This is a genomic window from Dyadobacter sp. SRI_021, from assembly GCF_057586235.1.
Map to the genome: position 1 here is coordinate 23,371 of NZ_JBYCZM010000021.1, position 16,926 is coordinate 40,296.

The window sequence follows — 16,926 nt, forward strand, 5'->3', positions numbered from 1 at the left end:
ACCTAAATTTATGAAAAAGCGCTTTTTTCTTTTCGTCCTCTGGTGGATACAGACAAGTTTCCCGCTTCTCGCACAGGAAGTTCCAAGGTCGCAGGAGGCAATCAGGGATACGAATACACTTCGCCATTTTCTGAAAACGGGGAAGTTTTACGGTCATGCAAGATCTTACTGGTCGGCAACCTTAAACCAAAATCGACTTACCGATTACTATGCGTGGGCGGTGGGTGGTGGAATTGGTTATCAAACGCCAAAGCTAGCCAAGCGATTTCAGCTGGGAATCAGCGGCTTTTTCATATTTAACCTGGCCTCATCCGATCTTGCTCGTCCTGATCCGGCCACCTCTATGGTAAACCGCTATGAAATCGGTCTTTTTGACATCGAACGCCCGAATTATCGCCGGGATCTTGGTCGCCTGGAGGAATTTTACCTCAAAGCTCATTTTGGTAAAAAGTCGATACTGACCCTCGGCCGCCAGGTTCCTGAATCCCCCTTTATCAACCCACAGGATGGACGTATGAGCCCGACCTTAACTGAGGGTGCAGTGCTGGACGTTAATGAATGGCCACATTTGAAATTACGCAGCCAGTACCTATGGCGAATTTCGCCCCGCTCAACAATGCGCTGGTTGGAAATCGGCGAAAGTATGGGCATGTACCCTGTTGGAGTTGGCATCGATGGGCGACCTTCTCAATACAAGGGACAAACGGAGTCGGATTTCATTGCAATTTTTGGCGCTACTTACAAAAAGTCGAAATGGGAGATACAGCTTTGGGACACTTACGTGGACAATGTTCTGAATACTTTTTTTGTAAAAGCAGAGTGGAGGTCGCTGGCCAAAGGTGGAACCAACTGGATGACAGGAGCCCAGCTTACGATCCAGAACGTCACAGGGACCGGGGGAAACCCTAACGCCATGTTAGCCTATGCGCAGCCCGGCAGCGCGGTAGTAACCTCAGGACGCATAGGGAAAGAATCTGAAAGATTTGACTGGTATCTGAATGCAACGCACATCTGGTCTCAGCAGCGGTACCTGATGCCAAGAGAATGGGGTAAAGAACCATTTTACACCTTTATGCCCCGTGAGCGTAACGATGGGTTCGGTAACTTAACGGCCGCTACCGTGAATACCCGCTTTAAACCGCAAAAGGACATCGAACTAACATTAAGTGGAGGATACTTCCATTTGCCTGATGTCAAGAATTTCCGGCAAAACAAATATGGGATGCCCGGCTATTCACAAATCAATTTGGGTCTTACCTACCAATTTGACCAATATCTAAAAGGACTCAGCGCTTTTCTGCTGGTGGTCCGCAAAGACAAGATAGGCAGCGTCTATGATGACAGCCGGCACATCTTCAACAAAGTCAACATGGTTCATGCCAATCTTATACTCAATTACCGTTTTTGACATGGTCAAGACATAATTTTCCCATCCACCATCTCGATGATCCGGTCACAATTCGCGGCAAATTCATCGTCGTGGGTGACGGCTATAATGGTTTGTCCTCTTTCCTGAGCCAATTGACGAAAGATGTCAAACACCACTTTGGTATTCTTCGAATCGAGATTCCCGGTAGGCTCATCCCCCATGATGATTGCCGGCTCGTTGATCATCGCCCTGGCAATCGCCACCCGTTGCTGCTGTCCGCCCGATATTTTCGATGCCTTCTTCATTTCGTGCCCTCGAATATCCAACATCGTCAGTAGCTCCATGGCATTTGCTTCTATCGACTCCTTGGGCTTTTTCCCTAGTTTGAGTGCAGGCAGCATCACATTGTCCAACACCGAAAATTCAGGCAGCAGGTAATGAAACTGAAACACGAACCCGATGTGTGCATTGCGGAACCGCGACAATTCGTTTTGGCTAAGCCCGGTAACGGTGGTGCCATCGATGATGATCCTTCCCTGGTAATCGGTATCCATCGTCGAGAGAAGGTAAAGCAGGGTCGATTTACCGGAACCTGATTTGCCGACAATGGCCACAAACTCTCCTTTTTTCACTTCAAAGCCCACGTCCCTGAGTACCTGGAAGGTATCCGGCTCATGGAAATATTTGTTCAGGCCTTTTACCGACAATGCTGCGTTCATTTGTTTATGATTGATTAACCTCTCAGTATTTCCACCGGATCGACTTTGGAAGCTTTGCGGGCTGGCAGGTATCCTGCCACGAATGTGATGATCAATCCAAAGACCATTGCCAGAATATAGTCGGCTGGCAGGTAAGAGATCGGGAGCGTATCAAAAGATGCGATTTTGAAAGGAATCCGGTCAACAATGGAAGCAATGATAAACCCGAGCAACAGTCCGACAAAGCCGCCGATCAGACCAATGATGACAGATTGCACCAGGAAAATTTGTACAATGTCCCTGCCCTCGAAACCCATTGCTTTCAGGATCGCTATTTCCCGCATTTTCTCGTTGACGGTCATGTTCATAATGTTGTAGATACCGAACCCGGCCACGATCAGTATGGTAAGTGACACCGCAATCGCAATGATATCGCGCAGCGTGTTAGCCGACTCCAGCTGCCCGTTGCCTTCCTGCCAGGCCTCCGTTTTGTACCGGATATTGGGGCGGACGTCACCCGCTACTGCTCTTGCCTTGTTGTAATCGTCGATATTGGCAAGCACTTCGGTTGCATAGCTTTTATTTTTAGAAAGCAACTGCCTGGCCGTGTTGATCGAGATCAACGCGCGGGACTTGTCTACGCTACCGGTTCCTGTCTGCATCAGGCCCGTCACCCTAAGGATTTTACCGACCCCGTCCGACGTGGTTAGCGATACATTGTCCCCTACCGACGCATTAAGCTTGTTAGCCAGCCCTGTACCCAATACAATCGCATCAGAGCGTCTTTCCAGCTCGTTTACATCGCCCTCCGTCATATATTGTGCCGTATTGAACACCCTGATCTCGTTGGCTACATCGATGCCCGATAAGGTACCGCTCACTTTGGTCACCCCGTTCCTAAAAAACACGTTCTGGTTGACCTGCTCGGTAATGTTCACTACCTCTTTGTTGTTTTGCAATGCCCGTACGACCTCCTGAGCATTCCTTATGCCCTCGGTATAACTAATGTGCCTGGCATTCCTTACACTGCGCAGGGTATCTCCACCGCTGTCCTGGGGAATAAGTATCGTTGGCTCTCCGCCCTGTTCATTATACACCCTGATGTGAGCCATGGTGGTAAAGGTGATCTCTGTCTGCGCGCCGTTCACGCCATTCATAAAGCTGTTCATGAAAATGTACATCGATATGCCGAAGGTTACACTCAGCACCGCTACGATCAGCTGCCTTATTTTGGAAGTCAGATGGACCCAGGATATTTTCGTATTTACGTTTGCCATTTTGTTGTTTTATATCTTGCGGTTGAGCGTGTGCCGGTTCATGCTGCGAACAAGCGCCATGAAAACATCAGCGTATCCGGTGTTCGGTTGTGTCAGGTACCGGGTAGTTCAACGCCTTGTTTCGCGTCTTTATCGTCCTCAGGTAAAAGGATGATGTCTTTTTCGGTCAGGCCGGCTTTCACTTCCACCCAGCTGCCAACTTTCTGCCCTGTTCTGATCGCCCTTTCCTTTCCGTCCCGCATTTGTACAAACTGCCCTCTGACCAAAGCCGCGGACGGGATCACCAACACAGACCTGATCTCATCCTGCGCGATATTGGCCTGCAACTGGGTACCCGATAATAGTAGCGGCGGCGAAGTGACAAATTGTGCTTCCACCGAATACGATTGTTCCGTCTGGTCGAATGCAGGCAATATGCGCGTGATGGTTGCCGTGAAAGTCGTATCGGGATAATTGTTCATCTGTATGATAGCGCGTTGGCCCAGCCTGAGCCGGGTGATATCATCTTCGGCGATAAAAAGCTTTATAACGTGCCGACCGCTGCCAATCTTCGCAATGAGCTCGCCCTTTCGCACCAGCTCACCCTTCTTTTTGAGCAGGTCTAACACAATGCCAGGACGATCGGTAGTGGTTTTGTACTCGCTCAATATGGCCTGCTGGGTTTTTACCTGTTGAAGACTTCGGGCGGCGTTCAGGCGCAGTGCATCCTGTACCTGGCTGTAATTTTCTTCCAACGCCACCAGGTTACAGTGTGAAGTTTTGTAGGTCAGTTGGGCTTTTTCCAATTCCAGCTGTGACGCTGAATTCTTACATCGTAACGCTGTATAACGCTCATAGTTGATCCGGTCCTGATCGAGTTGTGCCCGCGCGACAGCGATTTGGGCTTCCAACTGTGAGAGCTGTGGCGCACCAGGGGCGGCATTTTTCAGGGCATCGTTGTACACAATCCGTGCTTCCCGCAGCTGCGTGCTGGGAACATCGCTTTTGATACGAACCAGGATCTGCCCGACGCCAATTGGGTCTCCCTCACGCATATAGAGCTCTGTGATCGTACCTTCCGCCGTAGCGGCGATCACGTATTCATTTTCCTGTTCCAGATGTCCGCTGGCAAAAACAGCCTGCTGCAGACTTTTCCTGACCGGGCGGGTTTCCTGCTGGTTGCTGCATGCCCAGAGGCCCATCAGAAGTATTGGTATGATCACTGCCCTGCTATTCGACTTCATTGATTCCGATGTTATAGGTGTATCCGCAGATAGCGCTTGTAATAACTGATGTAGTAGTTGCTAAGGCTTTGCATGTACTGGTTTTGCACGGCCAACAGGTCCTGGAATTTCCCAAGCCTTTCATCCAGACCGATGATCCCGCTCTCATAACGGTCGTTGGTGTGGCTGTCGCTGCTGCTTTGTAGCCCCATGATCACCTCCTGCCGTTTTAAGTCTTCCATGCTCTGCCTGTACTGGATTTGCAAGTTCTCATCTTCCTTTTGGGCCACGCGGGCCTGATTGTCTAATACCTGTTGCTGCTGATGGAGCTGTATTTGCGCCTGGGTGATTATTTCCCTGGCAGACAGGCCGTTGAAAACGGGTATAGTGAGCTTGACACCCCAGAATTGCTGGGGTAAGCTATTGGCCGAAGACAAATTAAACATTTTATCGGTGGCCCAGCTGCGGTTGTATTGGTAACCCACAGAAAGGGAGGGATATGGCATCGACCTGCTTTGTGCGAGCTGCCGCTCATTCAGTTGCAGCTGCGCCTTGTGGACCTGCACAAGCGGATGAATAAGGTTGGCCCTTTCTTCTTCTTCTTTGCCGATGGGCTGCGGCGCAGACAGACCGCCGGAGAGTATAATCTGCTCGGAGGTATTCAATTGGGATTGAAACTGATTGTACAGCTGCGCCAACGACGCCGAAAGGTCTCCTGCCTGCTGGACGGCTTGAATGTGCTGGATTTCACTGCGATTAAGGTTTTCCACCGTAAATATGTTGGCTTCGTATTTGTCCCTAGCAATGCGGTAAATGCTGTCCGAGGCCGCGACATTGCCCCTCGCTATCCCGATATACCTTTCGGTAAGCAAGATGGAGTAATAGGTCTGCGCAAGCTGATCATATAGCTGAAACCTGGCATTGCGAGTATTGGCCTCGCTAAGCTTTTGCGTCGCCATCGTGGTTTTCAAATCGAACCATTTTTGGAAATTGAGCACATCCCAGCTTGCTTGCACGCCCGTGCTGTACAGGTACCGCCTGCCGAAAGTATACTCATTAAAGGTCCCTTCGGGAGCCACGGGATTGAACAGGCTGGCCGGAACGAGCGTGGGCTGAAGTGTAAGGTTATCATTAAACCCGGCCGAAGCATTCACAACGGGAAGCAAAGCCCCTTTCGCCCCCCTGTTTCTTGAGGCTGCAATCAGTTCCTGGTTCCTTGCGCTTTGTATGCTCACCGCGTTCTGATCCGCAAAGCGGAAGACGTCTTCGAGCGAGCTAAACCTGACCTGTGCCCTACCAGGAAAACCGGCGGAACAAAGAAGGAATAACAGGAGCATTAATTTTAAGTTTATCATCTTCAACAACCGCTTAGCCTTTGTGGCAACGAAATATACCAGTAGACCTGGATCTGAAAACCGCTCAATTCAAGATCACTTACATCTTTTCCATCGCTTCGTGCGGCTTATCATACCGACTTTTCCGGTCATTTCGAGTTCGTCGTCGCCAGGCATGGAAATGCTGACCGGGAGGTACCGGTCACGTGCAGGTATATACGCGCTTCCTTCCCAATGGTCGTTTTTGTAAATGATGTTTTTCATTACGATATCTCCCACCCTCACCTTGCCGGTGTTGCTTTTCAGCCAGATAATCTTTCCCGAATAACTTCCATTAATTTCATAGATTTCCATTTTGCGGTCGCCGTCCTGGCTGAGCCATTTTCCGGTAATCTCGGCCTGGCCGTAGCCGACACTACGCCAAAAAATAAGAACGCCCGCTATTAAGTGTGTCGATTTGCGGAATAAACTCATTGCTGTTTTGTTTGTTTGATTTTTAAAATAAACATCTAGCCTGATCCCCCTTTTACCAAAATGAAGTGAAGCGGACACATTGCCGGTTAAAAGGGACCAAATGGCTACCGGGATGGTATGGGGAGGTGCCACTAGTCTACCTTGTGACCAGGGCATAACTCACCCTCAGGGTCAGCGATGGCAAAAAGAAAGAGCTAAAACTTTCCTTGGTTCTTTCCTGCAATATCGGTTCTGCGAACTGTTTAATTAGCACGTTGCCAATGGGCGAGCTGGATTCGATCGCCGTACGACTACCTATATTCCATTGGGCCGACAACTCGGTATGAAATCCAAAACGTGGTATTTTGCTGAAACCAAAGCGTCTACCAAGTGTAATACCCAATCCTTGCAACGTGACTTTGGAAATGATCCGGGTGGTTTCATAAAATTCACTAAGCCGGGCATTTTTATCTACCAGGTCCAGTATTTTGTCTTTTCGGCCCTGATCATCGAGGAAGTCATAGTTTTCAACTAACTGCTGTGTTGTAGACGGCAGCGTAAACTTCCGGTTCTGAAAATTCAATCCCGCATAAAACCTCCCTCGCCTGGGAAAATGATAAGTAAGGCCGGTTTCAAAGACTGTGCCATCTCTGAGATTGTCCTTGATGAACTGTCGCCGCATCTGCTGTTCCACTTTTCTATTCGGTAGCGCATTTAATGCAACAGTCGTGTAAAACCGGGAAAATTGCCCAAAGCCCAGGTAGCCAGAAAGTTTCGGTTTCATCATCACTTCAAGGCCAATGGCTTGCTGAATCGGAAACTGACTTTTTAAGGAGACGGTCAGGATCGCAGCATCTTTTCCATGGATCTTCTTGTCGCCGGTTTGGGCCATTGCAACCGAATTGACGAAATAAAGCAGGTAACCTAAGCGCAAGTAAGACCAGGCAGCATAGATCAGCGCTTTGTTTTTCATGCGGGAAAACATTTGTTTAAGGTGCCGTTACTTCCCGTGTCTCACTGGTGTGCGCGCTAAAATATCCCAAAGCGCCGCCTTGCATATTGCTGACCGGATTGGCCGGGGACGCTGCGCTCCCGTCGCCCAGCGCACCGCGGTCGAGACTGTACCAGTACTGATACCCCGCCTGATTGATACACTGCATTTCCACGTTGATCTTGTCGCCAGGCAGTATGTCATTATCATCGTCTGCCGGGTAACGGAGGGGCGCGGTCACCTGATTACCATCCGTCCGCTCGTCATTACGGATAAAAATCGTTTTTTCCTTAACCCCGTTTTTAAATTGAACAAAACGGTAAAAGTTGATTTTGCTCGCTGGGTCCGTGTAAATGACATTAGCAAGATAGCGCACCCTGTTTGAAAGGTTGGAGCCGTCCGGTTTAACAAATAATGAATCCATTTTTACCCCATCAGGCATGACCGAAGTTGCCGTATATTCGCTTCCGTTTAGGGTCACATGCAGGCGATAGGTCATTCCGGGCTTTCCCAGCAAAAGGGAGTCCTGATAAAATCCCTGCTGCGTTTCTTTTAATGGATAGACGTTTCCCTGTGAGTCTGAAATAGTGACGATCGCGCCGGAAACGCCTGGGTAGATACCAGGGTTTTCAAAATCCGTCGTTTGGGAAATCACTACCAGTGCACCTTTCTTTTGATTGGTGATCTGTCCTTCAATCACATACTGCTGATCCGCCGGGTTCAGTTCAACATCGATCACCTTTTCACAGGAAAAAAGACAGCATGTGAGCAGCAGTAACGCGGCTGTATATTTTCTGGTTGACATTTCTTCGGTTAAAATTTGAAATTGTAGCTGATCGATGGTATGAATTTAAAAAGTGCCGTTTGGACTGCCTCCGTTCTGCCAGGGACCGACTCGCTGTCGCGGAATTCGATCGTGTACGTGTTTTCCCTTCCATAAGCATTATAGAGGCCGAATGCCAGTTCCTGTTTCAGCTGTTTGCGGTCGCGTAGTTTCATCGTTGCACCCAGATCAAGCCGGTGATAATCTGGCATCCGGTAACCGTTTCGTTCGGTATAATAGTAGGCTGTCTGCCCATCCACCTTGTATTTGCCGGCCGGAAAAGTGATGGCGTTCCCGGTGTAGTAGACCCAGTTAGCAGATAGCGTCCATTTGTTGTTCAGCTGGTAAATACCTACCAGGGCAACATCATGCGTACGGTCCTGACGGGCGTTGTACCAAAGGTTGTCGTTGATACCATCTATTTTTCGTTCCGTTTTGGACAATGTGTAGCTGATCCAGCCGGTCAGTTTGCCCGATTTCTTTTTGAGCTGCCATTCGGACCCGTAAGCGCGCCCCTTGCCGAACAGCAGCTGGGTTTCAATCGCATCGAAATTGCTGAATATATTGGCCCCGTTGCGGTAGTCGATCTGATTTTCCATGGTTTTATAATAAATCTCCGTACTAAGCTCGTACCGGTTCTCGGCAAGGTTTTTGTAATAACCTAGTGAGACCTGGTCGGATATTTCCGGTTTGATGTTGTTGTTGCTCGCGATCCACTTATCTGTCGGGTTGGAAGCGGTGGAATTAGATATCAGGTGCAGGTTCTGCACGTTCCGCACGTAAGACGCCTTCACCGAAGCGAGCTCGTTTAGTTGATAACTGGCAGACAGCCTCGGTTCCAGGTTCAGGTATGTTTTGGCGATCTGGCCCTTGTCGTAGTGAAGGGTGTCGATTACCGCCCCAGCCGGGGTCACGGTATAATAATCACCCTCGCCAACGGCGCTGAATGCCGTGAGCCTGAGCCCATAGGTTAGGTTCAGTCTGGAAGAGACCTGCCAGTTGTTCGACGCAAACGCAGTATTCTCCCAGGAAAACCGCTTTTGTAGTTCCGAAGCATTAATACTCGATGAACCGGTGGGCGTGACCTCACCCGGCGTGATGGTATGGCGAATTGCATTCACCCCGAACCGGACCGTATTTTTGTTGTTGGGAAACCACTGGAATTCCTGTTTGAGGTTGTAATCGCGGATTTGCGAAAAGATATCGAACTGGTTTCCACCATTCTGAATGGAGACATTGTAATCGTAGCTACTGAAAATCAAGGAAGTATTCGAAAACAGTTTACTGTCGAAGATGTGGTTCCAGCGCACAGTAGCCGTTGCATTTCCCCAATGCAACCCGAAGGTTTCTCCCATGCCCATATCGTCCTTTCCGAAGTAGCCCGAAACGTATAGGCGGTCTTTTTCGCCAAGACTGAAATTAAGTTTGGCATTCAGGTCATAGAAATAGAGACGATAATCCCTGTACTCGCTCGAAGCCTTTAGAAATGCATCTGCATAGGTTCTCCTGGCGGAAAGCAGAAACGAGGATTTGTCTTTTTGAATGGGTCCCTCCACATTCAGCTTAGCCGAAATAAGCCCGATCCCGCCACTCACATCATAATCCTGGTTGTTCCCTTCGTTCATTTTGATATCCAGCACCGAGGATAGCCTGCCGCCGTACTGGGCGGGCATACCCCCTTTGTAAACAGCCATGTCTTTGATGGCATCGGCGTTAAACGTGGAGAAAAAACCAAGCAGGTGAGACGCATTGTAAACTGGTGCTTCATCAAGCAGGATCAAATTTTGATCGGTGGCTCCGCCGCGTACATAAAAACCGCTCCCGCCATCCCCCGACGACTTGATCCCAGGTAACAATTGCAAAACTTTCAGCGGGTCCCGTTCTCCAAATAGGACGGGAACAGTACTTATCTCCTTGATATTCAATTTTTCTGCACCCATCTGCGTGCTGGACACCTTGTCATTTTTGTCGGCCGTAATGACCACCTCATTCAGGGTGGTGGCCTGGTCCGATAAAGCAATGTCCAGTTTCTCGTCTTTATCCAGCGATATTTCAAACGCCTTTTCGCTGAAACCAACCAGCGAGTAAATCAAAGTGTAGCTGCCGGGCGGAAGACTCAGCGAGTAAAAACCGTATTCGTTGGTTACAGTACCGGTAGCAGGTAATTGCTTTACCCTCACCGTAGCGCCGATCAGCGTTTCGCCGCTAGCCGCATCCTTCACTGTGCCGGCAAGGGTAGCTTGTTTTTGTTGTGCCAACGAACCGCCTGCCGCCAGCAGGAGCAGGCAGAGCGTCAGCTTGATCAATCGGATCATAAATTGAAATGATGTTTAGTGCGAGAAATGCCCGTTAGATAACATTGTGACAATTACTCCGCCTTGCCCACCACCACGTAGCTTTCGCTGCCATTTTCGGAAACGGATTTTTCATAGTAGGTGTCGTTGATTTTGTAATATTTCCGGCCTGCGATGTAAACACTTTGGGCGCCTTCGGGCAGGGCGGATAGTTGGGACGTGCTGTTTACCGCCAATTCCTCAGGAGGTTCTACTACCTCATATCGGCCCGGGGAATACTGTACATAATATACGCCACCGGCATAGAAATAGGGCATTCTGCCGATTGTAACGCTGGCGTAACCAACGGGCAGGACGGCTACACGAAGGCCCACAGGTGGCCTGACCACTACATACCCGCGACCATACGGTTTGTAATAAACGCCGCCGTAGTAGTGATACCGAACACCGGCGTGCACGACGATCTTCGATTCACGTGGCGGCCGCCGGATTACGGTAACTGAGGATTGGGCATTTGCATGCAATGAAAGGGCCATCATGGTCATGACCAATAGCCTGTTGAGCGTTTTCATGGAATGTTATTTTAATTTTGAAATGACTAAGACCAAGGGGCTAATAAAGCGTTGATTTCTTTTCAAAATTAAAACCGTCGCAAGGTTACTTCCGGACAATCGAAATGAAACGGACAAAAATGCAGCTGAACGGGCCAGGATCAATGGACTTCTAGCCAGCGCAAAAATTCTGAAGACTTGACTTTGGACACAATCACCGGCTCGGAAGTCGGAACGACTAGCCTTACAACAAGGCGTCTTGTAAAGTAATGTTCCGCGCTGAGAATGCTGTTGCGGTTAATGATAAACTGCCTGTTGGCGCGGAAAAACAGGGAACCATCGATCAGGGTTTCCAGCTCGTCCAGAGTGTGGCTCAGTACATATTTCTGACCTGAAAATGAATGGGCGCTTACCAGGCTGTTTTCGAAGTGGAAGTAGGCAACCTCGGCAACTTTCAGCGGGATGATCTTATCCTGGTAATGAATCAGAAGGGTCGATTTGTAAGAACCTGGACCTAGCTTTTGAAGCATCAATTCCATTTTCTTTGTCAGCGTCTGCTCATATCCGGCATCGTCCGGCTGGCCACCAAATACAGCCCTCATGTGTTGATATTTCCTCAGACTGGCTTCCAGTTTTCTTTCGTCAATGGGTTTGAGCAGATAATCGACGCTGTTCGTTTCGAAAGCACGGACCGCATAGGTATCGTAAGCCGTACAAAAGATTACCGGTGCGCCGGGTTTGATCTGTTTAAAGATCTCGAAACTCAGGCCATCCGCCAGTTGGATATCGGAAAATATCAGGTCAGGTGCGCTGTTTTCCGAAAACCAATTCAAGGCACTCTTTATAGAAGGTAGGATAGCTACTACTTCAATGCTGTCATCAAGCATTTCCAGCTGAGCTTTGAGCTCCCTTCCGGTTTTGATTTCATCTTCAATAATCAATACTTTCATTTCAGCAGGGGCAACTTGACGACAAAACAGGCGCTCGTACTAATGATTTCAATCTCCTGGTTGGAAAGCAGCTGGTAACGTTCTTTAATGTTGTTCAGCCCTTTTCCCGTACTTTCTTCCACAGACATTCTGGGTAGAACGTTGTTTTCTACGCAAAGCATTTCCGATTCAATATAAATACGGATACTGAGGGGCGCTTCCACAGATACGATGTTATGCTTTACCGCATTTTCTACCAGGATCTGTAAGCAATAGGGCGGTATTCTATGGCTGAGGCTGGTTTCCGGGATTTCGATAGCTACACAAAGGGCGCGTTCAAAGCGTTCCTGCAAAATGTAAATGTAAGACCGGGCAAATTCCAGTTCCCTTTCCAGTGAAGTCAGGTGTTCCTGCTCGTTGCCAAGCAGATAACGGTATACATTGGCGAGTTGCATTACGTATTGTTTGGTCGGAGCATCTGCGGCAATCGTCCTGAGTGTACTCAGCGAATTGAAAAGAAAATGAGGGTTTACCTGTTGTTTGAGCAGACTGAGCCGGGCTTCCAGATTTTCCTGTTTGAGCCGTTGGTTCTCGATTCTGGAATTCTGACTGTCTGTGATCAGTTGGAGATAGAAGGAAACAAAATATTCAAGTCCGCCTACCATGAGTCCCCTGAATGCCATCATCATCAGTTTCCGGTCCTGAGGAAGGCCGTTAAGGCTCATCATCGGGAAGTTTTCCGTATGCATTTCCCGCAAAGGATAAAGAATAACAATGGCGACCGACGCGCAGGCTATTAGGGCGAAGCCCGTTTTCAGCGCCTTTCCGCTGATCCAGGTGGCACTCAGTATGTACTGGTTTGTGATCCAGCAGGAAATAGCGATAAGAAATGTAATGCCAGCATTCCTTAGTACGATGTCGCTCTTCTCCACTTGGTCTAATCGTATCGCGCTCGATATCAAAACGATCAAAGCGATGAATACCGAAATGATAAGCCCTGGCCAAAGATTGAATTTTTTCATCATCTAAAATAAATCAAAGGAATTGAAAATTAGACACCCACTGGGCGCCGATAAATATGAAGGGGACAAAATTGAACTTTAAACGGCCACTGTGGTTCTTAACCGGCCTAATAGACCGCGCCTAAAAAGCAACCTGACTGGCCTTGGGAGAGGAAGATCACCCGGCATATTGTGCAGTAAAATTTAAAGACGAGGGTAACAAATTAAACCTTGTGTCGCCTTCGAAGTCATAGAACCGGATTCTGGCCTGGTGGCTTGCATACATTCCGCATAAGCACCTCCACGTAAATTGTTTAACCCCCATGTAAATCATTCCCATGGAAAATATCAGCAAATCGCAGCGATTACAGCACCTGTACTGGCGTGCGGGGTTCGGGGCTACCCCTGAGCAGCTACTGAAAGAGGTCCGGCCCGTCAAAACCTTGGTGAAAGAAATGTTAACGCAATCTGACTTTCAGCCGCTCGTAGTCGTGGATGTTGACCAATTTGAAAACAATAAAACGCTTAAAAAACTGGCTACGAATGATAAGCCTGATCGTGACGCGATCAAAATGCGGATCAAGGAAAATGCGGGATTGATACGCGACCTAAATGTGCTTTGGATCGAGCAAATGGCTTCCGGCACGGATATTCTTCGTGAAAAAATGGCTTTGTTCTGGCATGGGCATTTCGCTTGCCGGGTGCTCAATCCGGCCGCTGTTCAGCGTTACCTGAATACGATCCGTACACATGCCCTGGGCAATTTTGCAGATCTGTTAATGGCAGTTTCAAAAGAGCCGGCAATGCTTCAATTCCTCAACAATCAGCAAAACCGGAAGGGCGCGCCCAATGAGAACTTTGCCCGGGAGGCGATGGAGTTGTTCGCATTAGGGAGGGCCTCCGGGAGTTATACAGAAGCGGATATCAAGGACGCCGCCCGGGCGTTTACCGGTTGGGGGTATAATCTGAGGGGAGAATTTACCTTTCGGCAAAATCAGCATGACGATGGGCTGAAAACTATTTTTGGTCAAACCGGTCAATTCAAGGGCGAAGATGTGATCAGACTGCTGCTCGAAAAAAAGCAGACGGCCCGTTTCGTTACAGGCAAAATATATCAATTTCTGGTCGGCGAACAGGCAGACAGCCCGGAATCCCAGACCCGTATCAAAGGCCTTGCTGAAAAGTTTTATAAAAGCGATTATGACATCGCCGGGCTTCTGGAAGACATTCTGACGGCTGACTGGTTTTATGAAACTTCCGTGAGGGGTAACCGCATTAAATCACCCGTCGAATTGATTGCAGGTATGCAGCATTCGCTGGGACTTGTTTTCCAGCAAAAGCAATCGTTGATATTCATCCAACGCACCTTAGGGCAAGTTTTGCTTTATCCGCCTAATGTGGCCGGTTGGCCCGGAGGAAGAAACTGGATCGATTCTTCCAGCCTTTTATTCCGGATGAAATTGCCCGATCTGCTGCTGAGGTCGCGCCCGGTGACCATGCAGCCCAAGCAGGACGGTGACGTGAATACCCAGCTGCTCGCCAGGCGCGGAGGTGATTTGATGCAGGTGAAGATCGACTGGGATGCATTTGAAAAGTCTTTTTCGGAGGTTGGTCCCGACGAGTTGGCCGATGCTTTAGCGGCTTATCTGATTCAGCAGCCGCTCGGAAAAACGCAGCGTGCGGTGATTCTTCAAACATCCGCTGACAGTGCGCGAGATGAACGAATCAGAAACTTGACTGCGGCACTCATGGCTCTGCCTGAATACCAACTTTGTTAGAATCACTAATAAAAAGAATTGCGTATACTATAAAGCGTTCTGCATATAGCTACCATTCAAAAAACTGATGATTATGAAACGACGGGAATTTTTGAAGCAATCGGCCTTAACCACCGCCGGGACTATGATGATCCCGTCATTTCTTAAGGCTTATGAACTGGGCCAAATGAACGTAGACCCTACGGGCAGCAAAATATTGGTGGTGGTGCAGCTATCGGGAGGCAACGACGGGCTCAATACGGTTGTACCCTTTCGAAACGACATTTATTACCGCGAAAGACCCACTCTGGCCATCGCCCGTGAAAAAGTATTGGCATTGAACGACGAAATCGGGTTCAATCCCGCGCTGGAACCGCTGAAAGCGTTATATGACGATGGGCTGGTAAAGGTGATCAGCAATGTGGGATATCCCAACCCGGACAGGTCCCATTTCCGGTCCATGGATATCTGGCAAACGGCAAGCGGTTCCGACCAATATCTGAATACAGGCTGGCTAGGGCGTTACCTGGATGCCACATGCTCGGGGCCCGGAGGCTGTGCGCAGCACCGGGCGATAGAAGTAGACGATACACTTAGTTTGAGCATGAAAGGAAATAGGGTCAATGGACTTGCCTTGCTCAACCCCCAAAAGCTTTACAACCAAACCCGCGACGGGATGATCAAAGCGTTGGCAGACCACAGCTACCCCGAAACGCACAGTAACGCTGGTTACCTTTATAAAACACTGGCCGAGACGGTGTCCTCCGCAGCCTATGTCTACGATAAATCGGCTAAATCGGTGCATCGTACCATAGGCGTTTATCCCACGCACGAGTTGGGCAGGCGGTTGAAAACTGTTTCCGAGCTGATCCAGTCAGACACACGGACAAGGGTGTATTATGTTTCCATTTCCGGCTTCGATACACACATAAATCAAATGGGTCAGCAGGAAAGACTTTTACGGCAATATGCCGAGGCAGTCAAAGCATTCATGGATGACATGAAGTCGGCAAACCGCCAAAACGACGTGTTAGTCATGACTTTCTCTGAATTCGGGCGCAGGGTAAAGCAGAATGCGAGCAATGGGACCGACCATGGCACGGCCAACAATGTTATTCTGGTCGGAGGAGGCCTCAGCGGGACCCGAAGCGACCGTGTCTACGATCAGGCACCTGATCTGCAGAATCTGGATATGGGCGATTTAAAATTTACCATTGATTTCCGGAGCATTTATGCGACGCTGCTGGAAGATTGGCTTGCAACAGACGATGTGGCTATTCTTGGAAAGAAGTTTCCCAAACTCAGCCTGCTGTAATTAGCAAGTGTTCCTTGGCAGTTTAACAGTGCTCTTCGAGCACCCTTCGGCCAATTCCAACAGGCGTAGCAGTCGAGAAGAAACTGAATGCACTTGTTACGCGCTGATCTGGTTAACCATAGCACTAGTTCTTTGCTTAATTATTATCCTACATTAAATCCAAGGGACAAGCTGATTGAAGCCTAGATGATAAAAACCAACTGAGCGACTGCTTGAAAGCGGCCGAAAGAGAATCGAGATCCTAAAAAGCTGAAATTGAAGGTGCTGACCTAAAAATCTAACCATTTGCTGGAAGATTTGCCAAGGTTGGCGGCGAGTTTTAACGCTGAAGACTCCGGTTCAAGCCGTCTCATAATTCGTGATGGACTCAAATCATTTCTCATATTGGAGTTCGTTGCGGTTATACGTGAAACGGGTCTCGTTCTTTTCTGAGGATGCCAGGGTGGGAATTGAGCGGCGGTATGGAGTCTTTTTATTGCCATCAAAAGAGAATATGTCTCATTCGTGCTTTCATTAAAGTCCGTTCCATTTAGCATTCAAACAAGCACCTAAAAAATGGACCATGCCAACAGTTTAAGAGCAGCGAAGCGCTCATTCGTTTCCTTTGAGTAGTTACAGAAGCGGGACATCGAGAAGATGTCGAAGGTGAGCTGAACGGCATTTAGGCTATGACAAGCGCGGGCAATCGGCCAAGAGCAATGTAAGCAGCCGGTTGTCCCCCCTTGGTTTCTTCGAGGTGTAGACCAGGATATTGGTTCAATTTCCAGCGGTTTGGAAGAAGATTTGAGAATTTACCCTGCCAACTCTTGCGTCTGCTGTTGCGTACTGCGATTCGTCCGGTCGCGCGACTAGTCGTTCGATTTCGGACATCCCGAACGTAAAGAAAACCGCCCATCTGATTTATTATCAATACCTTATATGAGATCGGCTTT

General features: G+C 48.8%; 14 protein-coding genes. 3 read left to right on the plus strand and 11 right to left on the minus strand.

What is annotated here, in order from left to right; genetic code table 11:
• Positions 1-10: 10 nt before the first annotated feature.
• Positions 11-1,408 (plus strand): OprD family outer membrane porin, encoded by a 1,398-nt coding sequence (locus AC2YIT_RS31495; protein ID WP_487281838.1) that lies wholly within the window; start codon positions 11-13, stop codon positions 1,406-1,408.
• A 5-nt stretch (positions 1,409-1,413) separates the two neighbouring features.
• Here AC2YIT_RS31495 and AC2YIT_RS31500 read toward each other — a convergent pair whose 3' ends face one another.
• From AC2YIT_RS31500 to AC2YIT_RS31550, 11 genes are all read right to left on the minus strand, one after another.
• Positions 1,414-2,088, minus strand: a complete 675-nt coding sequence (locus AC2YIT_RS31500; RefSeq protein WP_430843762.1) for an ABC transporter ATP-binding protein — start codon at positions 2,086-2,088, stop codon at positions 1,414-1,416.
• Positions 2,089-2,102: 14 nt separating this feature from the next.
• Entirely contained in the window at positions 2,103-3,344 is a 1,242-nt protein-coding gene (locus tag AC2YIT_RS31505; protein ID WP_430843761.1) for an ABC transporter permease, read from the minus strand.
• Between the two features lie 92 nt (positions 3,345-3,436).
• Positions 3,437-4,567, minus strand: coding sequence for an efflux RND transporter periplasmic adaptor subunit (locus AC2YIT_RS31510; protein WP_430843760.1), 1,131 nt, complete (start codon positions 4,565-4,567; stop codon positions 3,437-3,439).
• Between the two features lie 11 nt (positions 4,568-4,578).
• Positions 4,579-5,883: a TolC family protein gene (locus AC2YIT_RS31515; protein ID WP_430843759.1), complete on the minus strand. Its 1,305-nt coding sequence runs from the start codon at positions 5,881-5,883 to the stop codon at positions 4,579-4,581.
• Positions 5,884-5,976: 93 nt separating this feature from the next.
• Positions 5,977-6,354, minus strand: coding sequence for a DUF2147 domain-containing protein (locus tag AC2YIT_RS31520; protein ID WP_430843758.1), 378 nt, complete (start codon positions 6,352-6,354; stop codon positions 5,977-5,979).
• Between the two features lie 136 nt (positions 6,355-6,490).
• Positions 6,491-7,306, minus strand: coding sequence for a hypothetical protein (locus AC2YIT_RS31525; RefSeq protein ID WP_430843757.1), 816 nt, complete (start codon positions 7,304-7,306; stop codon positions 6,491-6,493).
• Positions 7,307-7,322: 16 nt separating this feature from the next.
• The gene (locus tag AC2YIT_RS31530; RefSeq protein WP_430843756.1) at positions 7,323-8,129 is read right to left on the minus strand and encodes a DUF4249 domain-containing protein; all 807 of its coding nucleotides are present in this window, start codon (positions 8,127-8,129) and stop codon (positions 7,323-7,325) included.
• 8 nt (positions 8,130-8,137) lie between these two features.
• Positions 8,138-10,462, minus strand: coding sequence for a TonB-dependent receptor (locus AC2YIT_RS31535; protein WP_487281839.1), 2,325 nt, complete (start codon positions 10,460-10,462; stop codon positions 8,138-8,140).
• 53 nt (positions 10,463-10,515) lie between these two features.
• Positions 10,516-11,013, minus strand: coding sequence for a DUF6515 family protein (locus AC2YIT_RS31540; protein WP_487281840.1), 498 nt, complete (start codon positions 11,011-11,013; stop codon positions 10,516-10,518).
• Between the two features lie 140 nt (positions 11,014-11,153).
• Positions 11,154-11,942, minus strand: coding sequence for a LytR/AlgR family response regulator transcription factor (locus AC2YIT_RS31545; RefSeq protein WP_487281841.1), 789 nt, complete (start codon positions 11,940-11,942; stop codon positions 11,154-11,156).
• Positions 11,939-12,946 (minus strand): sensor histidine kinase, encoded by a 1,008-nt coding sequence (locus AC2YIT_RS31550; RefSeq protein ID WP_487281842.1) that lies wholly within the window; start codon positions 12,944-12,946, stop codon positions 11,939-11,941. The genes AC2YIT_RS31545 and AC2YIT_RS31550 overlap by 4 nt, the downstream gene beginning before the upstream one ends.
• A gap of 314 nt (positions 12,947-13,260) precedes the next feature.
• On the opposite strand from AC2YIT_RS31550, the gene AC2YIT_RS31555 reads away from it, so the two are divergent.
• Together AC2YIT_RS31555 and AC2YIT_RS31560 are read left to right on the plus strand one after the other, a co-directional pair.
• Complete coding sequence (locus AC2YIT_RS31555; RefSeq protein ID WP_487281843.1) at positions 13,261-14,700, plus strand: DUF1800 domain-containing protein; 1,440 nt, start codon at positions 13,261-13,263, stop codon at positions 14,698-14,700.
• 73 nt (positions 14,701-14,773) lie between these two features.
• The gene (locus tag AC2YIT_RS31560) at positions 14,774-15,994 is read left to right on the plus strand and encodes a DUF1501 domain-containing protein (RefSeq protein ID WP_487281844.1); all 1,221 of its coding nucleotides are present in this window, start codon (positions 14,774-14,776) and stop codon (positions 15,992-15,994) included.
• Positions 15,995-16,926 lie beyond the last annotated feature (932 nt).

Coding starts and splice junctions, on each gene's coding strand:
- AC2YIT_RS31495 (WP_487281838.1), top strand. CDS start 11: ATGAAAAAGCGCTTTTTTCTTTTCGTCCTCTGGTGGATACAGACAAGT.
- AC2YIT_RS31500 (WP_430843762.1), bottom strand. CDS start 2,088: ATGAACGCAGCATTGTCGGTAAAAGGCCTGAACAAATATTTCCATGAG.
- AC2YIT_RS31505 (WP_430843761.1), bottom strand. CDS start 3,344: ATGGCAAACGTAAATACGAAAATATCCTGGGTCCATCTGACTTCCAAA.
- AC2YIT_RS31510 (WP_430843760.1), bottom strand. CDS start 4,567: ATGAAGTCGAATAGCAGGGCAGTGATCATACCAATACTTCTGATGGGC.
- AC2YIT_RS31515 (WP_430843759.1), bottom strand. CDS start 5,883: ATGCTCCTGTTATTCCTTCTTTGTTCCGCCGGTTTTCCTGGTAGGGCA.
- AC2YIT_RS31520 (WP_430843758.1), bottom strand. CDS start 6,354: ATGAGTTTATTCCGCAAATCGACACACTTAATAGCGGGCGTTCTTATT.
- AC2YIT_RS31525 (WP_430843757.1), bottom strand. CDS start 7,306: ATGAAAAACAAAGCGCTGATCTATGCTGCCTGGTCTTACTTGCGCTTA.
- AC2YIT_RS31530 (WP_430843756.1), bottom strand. CDS start 8,129: ATGTCAACCAGAAAATATACAGCCGCGTTACTGCTGCTCACATGCTGT.
- AC2YIT_RS31535 (WP_487281839.1), bottom strand. CDS start 10,462: ATGATCCGATTGATCAAGCTGACGCTCTGCCTGCTCCTGCTGGCGGCA.
- AC2YIT_RS31540 (WP_487281840.1), bottom strand. CDS start 11,013: ATGAAAACGCTCAACAGGCTATTGGTCATGACCATGATGGCCCTTTCA.
- AC2YIT_RS31545 (WP_487281841.1), bottom strand. CDS start 11,942: ATGAAAGTATTGATTATTGAAGATGAAATCAAAACCGGAAGGGAGCTC.
- AC2YIT_RS31550 (WP_487281842.1), bottom strand. CDS start 12,946: ATGATGAAAAAATTCAATCTTTGGCCAGGGCTTATCATTTCGGTATTC.
- AC2YIT_RS31555 (WP_487281843.1), top strand. CDS start 13,261: ATGGAAAATATCAGCAAATCGCAGCGATTACAGCACCTGTACTGGCGT.
- AC2YIT_RS31560 (WP_487281844.1), top strand. CDS start 14,774: ATGAAACGACGGGAATTTTTGAAGCAATCGGCCTTAACCACCGCCGGG.